At 65.1% G+C, this 13,627-nt stretch carries 13 protein-coding genes and 1 pseudogene; 7 read left to right on the top strand and 7 right to left on the bottom strand.

What is annotated here, in order from left to right; translation table 11 throughout:
* Positions 1–195 precede the first annotated feature (195 nt).
* A complete protein-coding gene (locus K940_RS0101810; protein ID WP_028476106.1) occupies positions 196–807 on the bottom strand; it encodes a TetR/AcrR family transcriptional regulator in 612 nt (203 codons plus the stop codon).
* A gap of 319 nt (positions 808–1,126) precedes the next feature.
* On the opposite strand from K940_RS0101810, the gene K940_RS0101805 reads away from it, so the two are divergent.
* Together K940_RS0101805 and K940_RS26625 are read left to right on the top strand one after the other, a co-directional pair.
* A complete protein-coding gene (locus K940_RS0101805) occupies positions 1,127–3,904 on the top strand; it encodes a DUF1156 domain-containing protein (RefSeq protein ID WP_028476105.1) in 2,778 nt (925 codons plus the stop codon).
* 2 nt (positions 3,905–3,906) lie between these two features.
* Complete coding sequence (locus K940_RS26625) at positions 3,907–6,861, top strand: ATP-binding protein (protein WP_231390207.1); 2,955 nt, start codon at positions 3,907–3,909, stop codon at positions 6,859–6,861.
* A gap of 521 nt (positions 6,862–7,382) precedes the next feature.
* Here the strand turns inward: K940_RS26625 and K940_RS0101790 are convergent.
* The gene (locus tag K940_RS0101790) at positions 7,383–8,609 is read right to left on the bottom strand and encodes a helix-turn-helix domain-containing protein (RefSeq protein WP_028476103.1); all 1,227 of its coding nucleotides are present in this window, start codon (positions 8,607–8,609) and stop codon (positions 7,383–7,385) included.
* A gap of 217 nt (positions 8,610–8,826) precedes the next feature.
* Here K940_RS0101790 and K940_RS0101785 point away from each other — a divergent pair, with 217 nt between their 5' ends.
* The 3 genes from K940_RS0101785 to K940_RS32165 are packed head-to-tail and all read left to right on the top strand — an operon-like array spanning position 8,827 to position 9,485.
* Entirely contained in the window at positions 8,827–9,012 is a 186-nt protein-coding gene (locus K940_RS0101785; RefSeq protein WP_155980710.1) for a hypothetical protein, read from the top strand.
* Positions 9,009–9,161 (top strand): hypothetical protein, encoded by a 153-nt coding sequence (locus K940_RS32170; RefSeq protein WP_155980709.1) that lies wholly within the window; start codon positions 9,009–9,011, stop codon positions 9,159–9,161. The genes K940_RS0101785 and K940_RS32170 overlap by 4 nt, the downstream gene beginning before the upstream one ends.
* 18 nt (positions 9,162–9,179) lie before the next feature.
* On the top strand, positions 9,180–9,485 hold the full coding sequence (locus K940_RS32165; RefSeq protein WP_028476101.1) for a hypothetical protein: 306 nt from the start codon (positions 9,180–9,182) through the stop codon (positions 9,483–9,485).
* A 13-nt stretch (positions 9,486–9,498) separates the two neighbouring features.
* Here K940_RS32165 and K940_RS31375 read toward each other — a convergent pair.
* Positions 9,499–9,657 (bottom strand): annotated as a pseudogene (locus K940_RS31375) (phage major capsid protein); the annotation flags it as partial.
* A gap of 543 nt (positions 9,658–10,200) precedes the next feature.
* Positions 10,201–11,319: a helix-turn-helix domain-containing protein gene (locus K940_RS0101765; RefSeq protein ID WP_036527093.1), complete on the bottom strand. Its 1,119-nt coding sequence runs from the start codon at positions 11,317–11,319 to the stop codon at positions 10,201–10,203.
* A gap of 251 nt (positions 11,320–11,570) precedes the next feature.
* Between K940_RS0101765 and K940_RS0101760 the strand changes: the two genes are divergently transcribed.
* Both K940_RS0101760 and K940_RS33880 read left to right on the top strand, forming a co-directional pair.
* Positions 11,571–11,768, top strand: coding sequence for a hypothetical protein (locus K940_RS0101760; RefSeq protein ID WP_028476099.1), 198 nt, complete (start codon positions 11,571–11,573; stop codon positions 11,766–11,768).
* Between the two features lie 26 nt (positions 11,769–11,794).
* Positions 11,795–11,917 carry a hypothetical protein gene (locus K940_RS33880; RefSeq protein WP_255342568.1) on the top strand — a complete coding sequence of 41 codons (123 nt, stop codon included), beginning with the start codon at positions 11,795–11,797 and terminating at the stop codon, positions 11,915–11,917.
* Positions 11,918–11,927: 10 nt separating this feature from the next.
* On the opposite strand, the gene K940_RS0101750 is transcribed toward K940_RS33880, so the two are convergent.
* From K940_RS0101750 to K940_RS0101740, 3 genes are all read right to left on the bottom strand, one after another.
* Positions 11,928–12,251 (bottom strand): hypothetical protein, encoded by a 324-nt coding sequence (locus K940_RS0101750; RefSeq protein ID WP_028476098.1) that lies wholly within the window; start codon positions 12,249–12,251, stop codon positions 11,928–11,930.
* Positions 12,251–13,093 (bottom strand): phage major capsid protein, encoded by an 843-nt coding sequence (locus K940_RS0101745; protein WP_028476097.1) that lies wholly within the window; start codon positions 13,091–13,093, stop codon positions 12,251–12,253. The genes K940_RS0101750 and K940_RS0101745 overlap by 1 nt, the downstream gene beginning before the upstream one ends.
* Before the next feature lie 103 nt (positions 13,094–13,196).
* On the bottom strand, positions 13,197–13,622 hold the full coding sequence (locus K940_RS0101740) for a hypothetical protein (protein WP_028476096.1): 426 nt from the start codon (positions 13,620–13,622) through the stop codon (positions 13,197–13,199).
* Positions 13,623–13,627: the final 5 nt, after the last annotated feature.

The following is a 13,627-nucleotide window of genomic DNA, read 5'->3' as shown; positions in this document are numbered from 1 at the left end:
TACTCGCATACCCCTAGGACAAGGGTGTGTCACCATTTCTGACATGATTTTCGCTGGGGTGCAGAAGTGAAACGAGCAGAGCGGCTCCACGCGCTGTCCGACGGCAAGGTCCGTGCTGAGCCGAGGTGAATGAGGCTATCGATTTCGGCAGCGCCCGATTTCGGCAGCGCCTAGACGGCACGATTTCGGCAGCGCCTAGACGGCGCCGGCCGGCGCCGGGGTCCGTACCAGACCAGCGAGGAGCACGTCGATCATGCGGCGAGCATGGTAGTCGGGGTAGGTCTCGACCCCGATGCACAGATTGCCCACGGCGAACATCAGGTCGAACGGTGGTATATCCGAGCGCGTGTAGCCCGCGGCGGCGGATGCGTGCAACAGTTGGTCTAGCACCGGCAACAGTCGGTCGATGAATTCGGCGTGCAGGCGTTCGAACCCGGCCTGGTCCGAGTGCAGCGCCTCGGCCAGGCCGTGCTTCGTGACCAGGAAATCGGTGAACCGGGAAACCCACGACCGCAACGCCTCGTATGGTGTCTCGCCAGGTATCGGGGTGGTTGTCGTAGGGTCGGCGAGAGCGTCGAGCTGGTGCCGGAAAACCGCGACCACCAGGTCGGCTCGGGTAGGAAAATGCCGGTAGATGGTGCCCATTCCGACGCCGGCTTCGGCAGCGATGTCGCGAACGGGTGCGTCGACCCCAGCCCGGACGAACACGACAGCGGCAGCGTCGAGCAGAGTCTGCTGGTTGCGCCGGGCATCGGAGCGCTGTCGCCGGCCGACGGTGGCGGGCGGTGGCGTATCGGGGGTCGTCATTCCAGGCTCCTCCTGCTCGCTCACCATACGGAGCAACGCTCCGTATGTAGATATGGAGCATCGATCCGGACCCTATCGTCCCAGACCCTTGCGCAGTGCGGGCGCTCAGCACCTGCACAGGTCGAAACATGGACCACAGGCAGCGCCGCTGCTGAACAACCGACGCCCGCAACTGTGGGCCACGTGAGTCCAGTTCTGGTTGCTACCGTTCACCCAATCCTTACGCCGACAAGTGACCACTGGAGTTGACACCGATGACCGGACCCTGGCCCGTCGCCTTCCTGCGCGCAGCCACCACCGCATCGCGCGGCTGCCGGACGTGAGCACGCAGAAGCGCAAGCTGATCGAGGTCGGCATCCCGCTCGAGGTCATCAACAAGCAATCGGCGCACGAGAAATCCGTTCCGCGCAAGGGACACCCTGCGACCATGCATCTGTGGTGGGCGCGCCGTCCACTCGCAGCCGCGCGCGGACTGCTGTTCGCACAGTTGGTCGACGACCCTTCCGCGCATCCGGACAAGTTCCCCACCGAGGAAGCGGTCACCGAAGAACGCAAGTATCTCCACGAGCTGATCGAGCAGCTGGTGGTGTGGGAGAACTCCAACGACGAGGAACTCCTCGCACGAGCCCACCACAAGATCCTGGAATCGACCGACGGGAATCCGCCACCCATTCTCGATCCCTTCGCTGGCGGCGGCACCATCCCACTGGAAGCCCAACGCCTCGGGCTCGAAGCCTATGCGTCGGACCTCAATCCCGTGGCGGTGCTGATCAACACGGCACTCGTCGAGCTCCCCCCGAAGTTCAATGGACGACCTCCTGTCCACCCCGACGTCGCCAGGGAGCAACTCGGCTCACCATGGCCCCGCGCGGCCGGCCTCGCCGAGGACGTGCGCCGCTACGGCCAGTGGATGCGCGTCGAAGCCGAAAATCGGATCGGCCACCTCTACCCGAAGGCCACTCTCGCCGACGGGTCGCAAGCCACCGTGGTGGCGTGGATCTGGGGCCGCACGGTCACCTGCCCGAACCCAGCGTGCGGCATCGCCATACCCCTGGTCCGGTCATGGTGGCTCAGCAAGAAGAAAGGGAAGGAAGCCTATCTGGTCCCATCCGTCGGCGACCGCAGCGTCCGCTTCACCGTTGGCAACGACATCGAGGCTGCACCGACGAAGGACACCGACGGTACCGTCGGCCGAAACGGCGCAGCCTGCGTTGGGTGCGGTGCAGCCGTCGGACGCAACCACATCAAGGCCGAAGGCCGAGCTGGCCGGATGGGCAGCCAACTATTGGCCACCGTCGCCGAGGGTCGACGCACTCGGATCTACCTCGCACCCACCCCCGAACACGAGGTTGCCGCACAGGTACCACGCCCGACGGAGGTGCCGGATCAGGAACTCGGCTATCACCCGAAGGACATCTGGACGCCGTTGTACGGGCTGACGACCTTCGCAGATTTGTTCACCGCTCGTCAGCTCACAGCGCTCACCACGTTCAGCGACCTCGTCATCGAAGCCCGCGGCCATGTCCTCGCTGACGCCATGGCCGCAGGAATGCCCGAAGGAGACCGGCTCGCGACCGGGGGCGCCGGAGCCGCTGCCTACGCCGATGCTGTTGCCACCTACCTTGCGTTCGCGAACAGCAAGGCGGCTGATTGGTCGTCATCGCTATGTTCCTGGATCTCGCCGATCCAAGGCGTCCGCGACACCTTTGCGCGGCAGGCGCTGCCCATGGTCTGGGACTACGCCGAGGTGAACCTGTTCTCGAACTCCGTTGGCAATATCGGCACACATACCGCCTGGGTCGCCGATTCCGTCGAACGACTACCGGCAGGGGCGACCGCGGTCCATGTCGATCAAGCCGATGCCGCCCAGCGACCTCTGCGCGGCCTCATCTGCACAGACCCTCCCTACTACGACAACATCGGTTACTCGGACCTTTCGGACTTCTTCTATGTGTGGCTGCGCCGCTCGCTGAAGTCGGTTCACCCCGACCTGCTGAGCACGATGCTCGTCCCGAAAGCCGACGAGCTTGTCGCGAACCCATTCCGCCACGACGGCAAGGAGGGTGCGCACCAGTTCTTCGAAGACGGATTCCGAGAGGTATTTCGGCGGGCCCGCGAGTCGGCGCTGCCGGACTTCCCGATCACGGTCTACTACGCCTTCAAGCAGTCCGAGATCACCGAGGATGGACAAGCATCCACCGGCTGGGAGACTCTCCTCGAAGGCATGATCCGTGCCGGCTGGTCGGTGACCGCGACGTGGCCGCTCCGCAGCGAGCGAGGCGGTCGGATGATCAGCGTCGGCACCAACGCGCTCGCGTCGTCGATCGTGCTGGTGCTGCGTCCACAGCCGGAGAATGCGCCACGAACCGATCGCCGTAGGTTCATCACCACGTTGAAGGCGGAGCTCCCGAAAGCACTCGAGGAACTGCAGCAAGGCGCGATCGCGCCGGTCGATATGCCGCAAGCTGCGATCGGCCCCGGTATGGCGGTCTTCTCCCGATACTCGGCGGTGTTGGCGGACGACGGGTCGAAGATGCGGGTGCGGACTGCGCTGGCACTGATCAATGAAGTGCTCGATGAGGTGCTCACCGAACAGGAAGGCGACTTCGACCCGGATACCCGGTTCGCCATCGCCTGGTTCCGCCAGTATGGTTTCGATCCCGGTGCATACGGGGATGCGGACAACATCGCTCGTGCCCGCAATGCGTCGATCGACCACCTCGACCAGGCCGGAATCCTCACCAGCCGTGCCGGCAAGGTGGCCCTGCTGGCTCCCGACGAGCTCGACGTGGACCACGACCCGGCTACCGATCCGTCGATCAGCGTGTGGGAAGTCGTGATGCGCCTGACCCACGCCCTGTCCACCCAGGGCATCCCGGCGGCCTCCTCGCTCCTGGGTCGGGTGCCCGCACAGGTCGAGCCGGATCTGTGCAAGGAACTCGCATTCCTGCTGTTCTCGATCGCCGAGGACCGCAGACAAACCAAGATCGCCGTCGAGTTCAATGCGCTGGGTACCGCGTGGAACGAGATCGCTGCAGCCGCCCCCGTGGCCGTAACGCAACCGTCCCCGGCAATGTTCGACTACGAGGAGCAGTAGGCATGCCGAAGATCAGCAACGAGCAGGAGTACCGCACAGTGGTCGAGGCCGCAGGGGCCGCGGAGGTCGGCTCTGCCGGGCTGCTGCCGTGGCGGGAAGTACTGCGCCCTCACGACGATGTCGCCACAGGAAACTTCCGCGCGGCCGAGTTCGCCGCCGACCTGGCCATGGTCGCGCGCGGTGAGGGCGACCCCGAATACACCGACCCTGTCGAGTTCTTTCGCCGTACCTTCCTCACCGGTGGGCTGCAGGACCTGATTACCCGCGCAGTCGCCCGTATCACCGGCGACAAGAACGCCTCTCCGGTGATCAACCTGCAGACCAATTTCGGTGGCGGCAAGACACATTCGATGCTTGCCTTGTGGCACCTGGCATCCGGACGGACGGTCACAGACTATCCGCAGGAACTACAGGACCTGCTCGGCACGATTCGACTCGATCGCACGATCGGCAGAGTCGCACTCGTAGGTAGCCACCTCGAGCCCTCCGGCCTGAAACCCAAGCCGGACGGCACGAAGGTCAACACACTGTGGGGTGAGCTGGCCTGGCAGCTCGGAGGGCGAAATGCCTACGCGATCATCGCCGCGGCCGACCGCACCTCCACCAACCCTGGTGACAGCCTGCGTGAACTGTTCGCCGCATACGCCCCGGTGATCATCCTGATCGACGAATGGGTCGCTTATGCCCGTCAGCTCTACGGCCGAGACGATCTCGCGGGCGGCAGCTTCGACACCCAGTTCACCTTCGCCCAAACCCTTACGGAGGCCGCGAAGGCGGTGCCCGGTGCACTCGTGGTGATCTCGATACCCGCCTCGGCCCGCGGCGACGACGGACACGACCAGGTCAGCGAAGAAGAGGTCGGCGGCGAGAACGGTCGTGAGGCACTGCATCGCCTGCAGAACGTCGTTCGTAGGGTGGCCGACCAGTGGAAGGCCGCCAGCCCCGAGGAATCGTTCGAGATCGTTCGCCGCCGGCTGTTCACCGCACCGGACCGACAGGCGCTCGCCCGGATCGGCGCGACCGCGCAGGCAGTGGTCGAGTTCTATCGTGCCCATCACGGCGAGTTCCCCGACGATGCCATCGACAACAACTACCTCGACCGGATCCGTGCCACCTACCCGGTGCATCCCGAACTGTTCGACCGGCTCTACCAGGACTGGTCGACCTTGGAACGCTTCCAACGCACCCGTGGTGTGCTGCGGCTGATGAACGCCATCGTCGGCGCCTTGTGGCGCGCGGGTGACACCGCGCCGCTGATCGTGCCCGGCTCGGTGCCGCTGCAGGAACCGGAGGTGACAACCGAGTTCACCCAGTACCTCGAAGACCGGTGGAAGGCGATCATCGACGCCGACATCGATGGACCTCACGCCGCGCCCGCCCTGGTGGATCACGCCAGTCCCGACCTACTCGGCAAACGCTTCGTCACCCAGCGTTTGGCGCGAACGGTGTTCATGGGTGCGACACCCACGCTGCACGGCTCCCACAAGGGGGTCGACAAGGCACGGATCCTTCTCGGCACCGCACTGCCCGGGGATGTGCCCGGCAATTTCCACTCGGCGCTGAATCAGCTCGCCGACAAAGCCACCTACTTCTACGCTTCCGGCACACAATTCTGGTTCGACACGCAAGCCAACACCACCCGTACCGCTCGCGACTACGCCGAGCGGCTGCATCCGGAGGAGGTGTGGGCCGAGATCACCCGTCGGCTACGAGATCACCGCAGCCCCACCGGAAACGGGTTCGCCGCCGTGCACATCGCCCCGGACTCTTCCTCGGATGTGCCCGACGGTCGAGAGGTTCGGCTGGTGATCGTGCCACCCTCGCAGGTCTACAACCGCCGCCAGGGCCGGGAATCGTCGGCCTATACGTGGTCGACAAAGGTCCTCGACCGACGCGGCAGCCGACCCCGCACGCACCGGAACATGCTCGTCTTCCTAGCCGCCGACTCGGCCCGCTACGAGGAACTACAAGCGTCGATTCGCGACTTCCTCGCCTGGAAGTACGTGCGCGACAACGTCGACGGTGTGCTGGACCTCACGGCCCAGCAGACGAAACAGGCCAACGATCGGCTCGAGCGAGCAGATGCGACCGCCCGCGATCGTCTGCTGGGCGCGTATCACTGGGCGCTGGTACCGATCCAACCGGATCCGACCCGTCCGCTGCATCTCGATGCGATCAAGGCCGAAGGCAGCACCGAGAACCTCGCCGTGCGGACCGCCAAGCGGCTGGTGGACAAGTCGGAGTTGGTGCTCGAACGCGCGTCCGCGGCGATTCGCCTCGACCTGGACACCGCCTTGCATACAGTGTTCGAGCGCGACGGGCATATCGACCTGGGCATGCTGTGGGACTACTACACGACCTATCCGTACCTTGCGCGGCTGCGGGACCGCAGCGTCCTGCACAAGGGCGTGCTCTCCACACTGGACACCCCCGCCGACTGGGAAGTTCAGGGCTTCGCGCTCGCCGAGAGTTGGGACGGCCAGAACTACACGGGCCTGCTGTTACCCACGGACGGCGCATCCGAACCGAGGGCGGTCGACGCACTGCTGCTCGTCGAGCCCAGCCGGGCGGCCCGGCAGCGCGAACGTGACCTGGCCGAGATGCGGCGGGCAGAGCTCGAGCCATCGGGCGCTTCTGGTTCGCCAACCCTGGCCAGCGGCGCCCGCACAGCCGGTCCTTCGATATCGACCCACACGGTGTCCGCACAACCGGAACGTAAGCCGAAGACCCGCTACTTCGGCGCCGCAGCGCTGAGCCCGGACTTCTACGCCCGCGACTTCGGGCGTATAGCGACAGAGGTCATCCAACATCTCGCAGCAGCCGACGGCGTCGGACTCGAAGTCCGTCTGGAGATCACCGCAGTCACCGAGAACGGGTTCGACGAGGCGAAAATTCGCACGGTCAGCGAGAACGCGAACACCCTCCAGTTCGAACGATCCGAGTTCGATCCCGACTGAATCCGGCCGGACCAGTCGAACATCACCCGCCGCAATACGATCCGCCTATGCCGATTCCTCAGCCGAGATCGCTCTCGGATGGATTGACTACGACAGCAGTGCGGCACCGCAGTGGGAGGCTGCGCGAGTGCAGCGCCTCGCGCGGCGGCTCGGGTATCGGTTGGTGTGGCCTGAGCGGCCCGCGCTGCTGGCGTTGGCCGATCAGATACGCAACGCCAGGGCTGACGCGGTGATCCTGCCCGCGCCCGGTCACGTCGGCGCGCTCGAGTTGGACGGGCTCATGCACGTTGCCGATATCGAAACCGTTTTTCGGCGTATGTCGTTCGCGCCGTCTGGCTGCAAAATCACATCGCTGTCATTCACGCTCGATCACCCCCGATCTGGGGCCGTTGTTGGGAAATCGTTAGGAATGAACGGCAAGCTTCCCGGAGGTCGAACCGCGCGACAATCGGTCAGTGCCGGGCGTGTGCCAGACCGCATCGAACTGTCGGTCACGCTGAATTCGGCCCAGTTGTGCCCGCTCAGCTGGCGACGCCGACGCGCTGGCACAGCCCCCGAACGTCCTCGCGCATACCGGACGGCGGACGCTCCGCCAGGGCACGGAGCATCTCGCGGGCATAGCCGTTGTACCGGATCGTTTCGGGCGCTGTCCGCTCGGACTTGTCGAGCAGGGTCAGCGCGGCCGTCGACTCGTCGCGCTGGAAGTGCGCTCGGGCTACATCGATGAAATGTCGGCTCCGGCGCGGCAGCGAGGCAATGCTGTCCGCGTCGAACCTTTCGGACGCCCGCAATGCCTCGGTCGGACGGCGAAGCTCGACACCGAGAGTGGTCGCGTGTGCTGCGACTACTGGCATCGAGAACGAAGTCTGCACGTGCCGGTACTTCGGACCGAGCTGCCGGGCTGTCTGGTCGGCGCGCTCCCAGTGCTCCCACGCTTCGCCGTAGCGACCTCGGCGCGCGTGAACGTAAGCGATCTCAGCCTCGAGAGCACCCGCGATGCCGCGCCAGTGGTCGGAAGTCTCGGCCCTGTCCAGGTACGGTGAAAGTACTTCAATTGCATTGCGCGCCAGTGCTATTGCTTCACCCCATCGGCCGGAATCTCGTAGCGCCTGCACCATTGCCCACGCGCTGCACGCGATTGTGTACGGGTCATCGGCTTCATACGCCTCGTTCAGTGCGCGATCAGCGACCATCCAAACCAGTTCGGGCGCAGGCTGATATGCGACGTAAAAGTCAGCGAGCTGATAGACGCCAGCAAGCGCGCGGCGGGCCGCCCGGCGCTCATCTCCGGTCGAACGGGCCGCGCCCTGTGCGTCCTTGATCAGACCAGGCAGGAGCGAACCGAGCTGAGTCCGGTGATCCGGGCTCGTGTGCCGAACCTGCCACGCCTGCCGCAGCCGCTCGGCCAGGTGGTCGACGTTCGCGGCCCGGTCCGGCGGGCTCAGCCGGAAGTAAGTCAGCGCCGCTTGCACGTCGTTCAGGGTCGAATGCCGCTCGCCAGCGAACACCGATACCGGCACCGCGTGGTCGTTCCCAGTCAGCTCGGCCAGGTCCTCGAGTTCGAGGGCGCGCGCGAGACGTAGCAGCATCGGCAACCGTGGAGTCTGAATCCGGCCGTTCTCAACCGCTTTTAGCCACTCGGCCGATCGGCCGACCAAACCGCCCAGCACGGGCCGCGACATGCCGACACGCTCACGCTGCCACTTGATCCGTCTGCCGACTGGCGAACTGTCATCGGGTCCGTACATCGCCTCACTCCTTCCGCTGGATGGTTCGAGTAGTTCAAGCGTAGCCGGATGTTGGCGGTCGGGAAGGGGGTACGAAACGTACCCGACCACCGGGAAACAAGCACTTAGCGTGCATCTCAGCCCCGCCGTCGGGTTGACGACACTTCCCCCGTTCGACCCCGGCGGCGGGTGCCTACCAACCGTGCGACCAGATGGGACAGACCACGTGGACTCAGCGATGAACACTGGGCGATACCTCCAGCACGCGGATGGCACATGGTCGTTGGTCGACCTGGACGGGTGGCCGATCCCCATCGGCGAACTGGACGAACTCCGCCCCGATGCCCTGCCGGCAATCGCGGCCGTGACTCTGCCGGTGACCGACATGGAACCGCTCTGGGTGCGGGACAACGAAGTTCGATGAGCGGCGGGTGGATCATGCTCGGGTGGGTGGCCGTGTTCGGCCTGCCCCTGGCGGTGCTGGTGGCCGTGATTCTGTGGCCCGAACGTATCCCGAAAGATCGGTCCGTGGAGGGTATCCGGCAGCGGATCGAGGACGAGGACGGCGGGTGATCGGCACCGCCTGCCCTAGTGTGCTCGTTTGCGGTAGCGGTTGAGGACGAAGGTTTCGGCGAGGTTCCAGCCCCGGAAGCCGTTGCTGTACTGCTGGGTGAACGGTCCCACGGTGTCGAGGTGCTGGAGCTGCGCAGGGTTGGCGACCAGGCGGGCGGTGGCGGTGGTGATGACGGCGACGATGTCGTCGTTGGGCTCACCATCGGTGAAGCCTTCGCCCCGGGTGTAGGCCGAGGCGAGGGCGGTGGTGATGGCGGCGTGCTGCCCGGCCGGGCAACGAACTCCGGTTCGGTGCCCCGGCCGATGAAATCAGCCACCTGTTGACCGGTGACTGCCATCACGGCGCCGGCGGGGTGAGAACGGCGACGGCTTCGGGGTGCAGAAGCCCGAGGTCGTAGCGAGTGGTCACGCGCAGCCCGATCTCGTCGTACTCGGCATACCGCTCCGACAGCACGGTGACGGACGGCGAAACATCTCGTGCTACAGCAATATTCGAGAGACGACACAGTCCGTTCCGGCAGTATGCCGGTGGCGCTCATTGTCCATGCCGGAGTTGGCATCCTGTCAGCAATCGCCGCTCTGTCCGGGCCGAGGGGTGTGCCATACGGTCGGGTCCGATGGGCGAGCCTGGGACTCGGCGAGATGGCGCTGGCACCGCCTGGCGGTCATGTAGGCGCATGTGATGCACGCGGCTGGCGCTGTGCTGGGGTGGTGGTGGTCGGGCTCCACGGCCGTCCACAATGCGTCTGTCGTGATAAGAATTTGAGAGCGAACGCGGGTAGACGCGAGTGGATCGCAGGGTTAGCGAGTGGAAAAGAAACCGGGCCTACCAGCGCGTTTGCGCGGTAGACCCGGCTGTGTTACATGGCGGTGGCGGAGGGATTTGAACTCTTCTAGCGATCTTGGTCAGGGGGTCGAATAGGGCTTTACCTGCGAAATCACATCTATGACATTCAGGGTGAATAACGCTGGTTCTCGGTCGATTGTGGGCAAAATGTGGGCACTGGGCAGGTCCGGTCATTCGGTGCCGAGCCCCGCGTCATTGGCCGGTGATCTCGTCCATCAGCATCCGGAGCGTCAGTGAGTGCTTCTCTGGCGGTAGGGCGTCGAGCGCGGCGCGGGCGAGCTCGACGCCTTGGTCACGGTCTCCAGCCCGTACCAGCATGAGCCCTTTGTGCATATCGAGATGGGTTGCGAATCGCGGCAACTCTGGGGGAAGTTCGGCGCGGGCGTCGTCCTGCGCTTTGACGGCGAGCCGTTCGTCGGCGATGCGGGCGGCCAGTAGGGACAGGAAGACATTCACGCGCCACCAGGGCACGGCGTAATCGCTGGTCTGCTCTTCGCTGTAGGACACATCGAATTCGCGGCGGCCCGTGTCGATCAATTCGTGCGCGGTGCGTACATCGCCCTGTAGGGACGCCGCGTGTGCCTTACCCCAGAGGGCATTCAGGCGTCCGAGGCTATGCCGATCGCTGATAGCTAGAGCCTGGTCGGCGAACCGATGGGCAACCGACAACGAGGCGCCTTCGTAGCCGAGCGCGATCGCGGCCCGACCACGCACCCAGACCTGAAGGTCGGTGTCGTCCGATCGGTCGGCTGCCTCCGAAGCCATTCGGTACCACGAAATGGCCTTGTTCCCGTCGCTGCCCGGATACGTCTTCGCGAACAGCGTCATCAGCCGCGCCGCGACAGCCCACATACGCGGCGAGTCCAATTGCTGCTGTAGCACGACCAGGTCAGCGGCGAGGCGCTGCTGAATCTGGGCCGCACCCTGACGCATGTAATCGGTGCCGTACTGAGAAAGCTTCGCTTCCCACGCTTCCACGCTGGGACCGGAACCATGCAGTCGTGTCGTAAACCCTTGCGACAGAAGATCGGATGCGACGACAGGTGCTATCGAGGTCGCGGCGAGATGAGATAGGAAATCGCGGCGGTTCACGTCGGCCTCCAACACTTCCGGCGGGCAGTCCAGCACTGTCGCGAGATGCCCGAGCCAGAACGGCGAAGGCTCGGTTTTACCCGACTCCCAGTGGCGCGAGATGTACTCGCGAGTCATGTTGCATCCGGACACCCCGGACAACTCGCTGGCAAGCTTTCCTTGGCTCCAGCCTTTAGCAACACGCAACTGCCTGATCAATGTTCCCGTGTCCGCCGACATGCCACCGAGCCTGCACTATCCATCCTCACCGCGCGCCCTCGTTCGAGGGGTACCACTCCTATGCCACTAGCGCAGTTTCGTCCGGCGGGACCGGCCGCGAGCGCTCCCCGTATGCCACCCTGCCTGCCACTCTTGCCGGACACCGCTCATACGGGAGGCTCTGAGCAAGCCCCGCCGCCGGGTAGACACTTTGCCCCCGTTGGTCCCCGGCGGCGGGTGCGTACCAAGAGGCAACCGAAGGGGACAAAGCCATGGATCACGCGCAAGTGCCGGGGCGGTACCTCCAGCACATCGACGGCACATGGTCGATTGTCGACCTGGACGGGTGGCCGATCCCCATCGACGAACTGGACGAACTCTGCCCCGATGCCCTGTCGGCCATCGCGGCCATGACTCTGCCAGTGATCGACATGGAACTGATCTTGTCGCCGGACAGTGAAATTCGATGACTTGTGGATGGATCACCCTCGGGTGGGTGGTCGTGATCGGCCTGCCCGTGGCGGTGCTGGTGACGGCGATCCTGTGGCCCGAGCGCATCCCGAAAGATCGCTCGGTGGAGGCGATCCGGCGGCGGATCGAGGATGAGGACGACGAATAGCCGGCGCCGACTACAGTGCTCGCTTGCGGTAGCGGTTGAGGACGAAGGTTTCGGCGAGATTCCAGCCCCGAAACGCACTGCTGAACTGCTCGGTGAACGGGCCAACCGTGTCGAGGTGCTGGAGCTGCACAGGGTTGGCGACCAGCCGGGCGGTGGCGGTGGTGATGACGGCGGCGATGTCGTCGTTGGGCTCACCATCGGTGAAGCCTTCGCCCCGGGTGTAGGCCGAGGCGAGGGCGGTGGTGATGGCGGCGTGCTGCCCGGCCAGGGCAACGAACTCCGGTTCGCTGCCTCGGCCGAGGAAATCAGCCACCTGTTGACCGGTGACTGCCATCACGGCGCCGCCGGGGTGAGAACGGCGACGGCTTCGGGGTGCAGAAGCCCGAGGTCGTAGCGAGTGGTCACCCGCAGCCCGATCTCGTCATATTCGGCGTAACGTTCCGACAGCACGGTGATGGACGGTGAAACATCTCGTGCTACAGCGATATTCGAGAAATCCGCTAGCACGGCGGTTCCGGCGGGAAGTTTGTTGGTGACGGTGGCGGGGATGCCGAACAACCTGGTGGTGCTGGCCTTGGACGGGTCGGGTTCGAGGAGGTAGCGGGCCGATTGGGTGCCTTCCTTGAGTTTGCGCAGGGCGGCGAAGTCGGCGCCGGAGAGCAACCACCGGTCGGGGTTGACCTCGAGGGCGTTGAGCGCGGCGATCGCGTCCAGCAGGCTGTCCGGGTTCGAGATGTCTAGGGTGGCGGTGGTGACTCCGGGCTGGTTGATGATGCCGGTGATCGAGTCGGTAGCGCCGTTGCCGGTCAGCAGGGCGGTGTCGAGCAGATCTGTGACGTCCTTGACCAGGCGGGCTTTGAGCACGGCGTCGATGCCGATCACCGATTGGCGTACCAACTCGTTGGTGTAGCGCAGGATCGTCTTGATTGCGCGTCGCTCGGTGGGCATGAGGGTGACCTCGTCGAAACTCACGTCGGCGGTGTCGGGGATCAGTCCGCCCTCGGCGACGAAACCCGGAGTGTGGCCCGCGGTGAGTTTGGGGATGCGCAGCACGCCGGAGGTGTCGAAGATGCGCGGCCCCGACGACAGGACCACGGACGCGGCCTCGAGGGGCTGGACGAGCAGCGAGACAACCTGGTCGTTGAGCAGTTCAGCGTTGGCGGTCGTTTCGACCATGACGGGGTGTCCTTCCGTGACAAGGGGATCGGTCTACCCACTGCCACCAGGACGAGAAAGGGGACGTTCACCGGGAACGTCCCCTTATCGTACCGGCACCGCGCTATCCGGCGCGTCCGCGCAGGATGCCCGCCAGGTCCACGGTGCCTGCCGTACCGGTGGCGCCTTGGCCCACGTCCCCGGTCGGGGTGCGGCGCCCGAGGTGCGGTTTGCGGTCGAGTAGTTCTGTGATCGCGGACAGTAGTGCTTCCGGGTCGTTCAGGTGCTCGGCGTCGAACGGCAGGTCGGTCGGGTCGGCCAGTCTGCCGGTGGCGCGGACGAGTTCGGTGTGGAGCCGTTGCGAGATCTCGTCGACCCGGGTCGAGCGCTCCCGGTATCGGGCGTTCTCCCGGCGCAGTTTCTCGACGTAGGCACGGTCGAAAGTGTCGGTGTCGGTAGGGGGGTCGGTCTGTCGGATCTCCTGATCGGCCATGGTGTCGGTGTCGGCAATCTGGTTGTCGTCGGTGTTCTGGATATCGGTTTCGGGCATGGGAT

This window comes from Nocardia sp. CNY236 (assembly GCF_000482385.1).
In the GTDB taxonomy this organism is placed as follows: Bacteria; Actinomycetota; Actinomycetes; order Mycobacteriales; family Mycobacteriaceae; genus Nocardia.
The sequence above is the reverse complement of the archived record's forward strand: the minus strand, read 5'-3'. Positions and strand labels throughout refer to the sequence as shown.

What these genes read in the sequence shown, in the direction of transcription:
- K940_RS0101810 (WP_028476106.1), bottom strand. Translation starts at nt 807, where the DNA reads ATGACGACCCCCGATACGCCACCGCCCGCCACCGTCGGCCGGCGACAG.
- K940_RS32170 (WP_155980709.1), top strand. Translation starts at nt 9,009, where the DNA reads ATGAGCGGCGGGTGGATCATGCTCGGGTGGGTGGCCGTGTTCGGCCTG.
- K940_RS0101765 (WP_036527093.1), bottom strand. Translation starts at nt 11,319, where the DNA reads ATGTCGGCGGACACGGGAACATTGATCAGGCAGTTGCGTGTTGCTAAA.
- K940_RS0101740 (WP_028476096.1), bottom strand. Translation starts at nt 13,622, where the DNA reads ATGCCCGAAACCGATATCCAGAACACCGACGACAACCAGATTGCCGAC.
- K940_RS26625 (WP_231390207.1), top strand. Translation starts at nt 3,907, where the DNA reads ATGCCGAAGATCAGCAACGAGCAGGAGTACCGCACAGTGGTCGAGGCC.
- K940_RS0101760 (WP_028476099.1), top strand. Translation starts at nt 11,571, where the DNA reads ATGGATCACGCGCAAGTGCCGGGGCGGTACCTCCAGCACATCGACGGC.
- K940_RS0101745 (WP_028476097.1), bottom strand. Translation starts at nt 13,093, where the DNA reads ATGGTCGAAACGACCGCCAACGCTGAACTGCTCAACGACCAGGTTGTC.
- K940_RS0101785 (WP_155980710.1), top strand. Translation starts at nt 8,827, where the DNA reads ATGAACACTGGGCGATACCTCCAGCACGCGGATGGCACATGGTCGTTG.
- K940_RS0101750 (WP_028476098.1), bottom strand. Translation starts at nt 12,251, where the DNA reads ATGGCAGTCACCGGTCAACAGGTGGCTGATTTCCTCGGCCGAGGCAGC.
- K940_RS0101790 (WP_028476103.1), bottom strand. Translation starts at nt 8,609, where the DNA reads ATGTACGGACCCGATGACAGTTCGCCAGTCGGCAGACGGATCAAGTGG.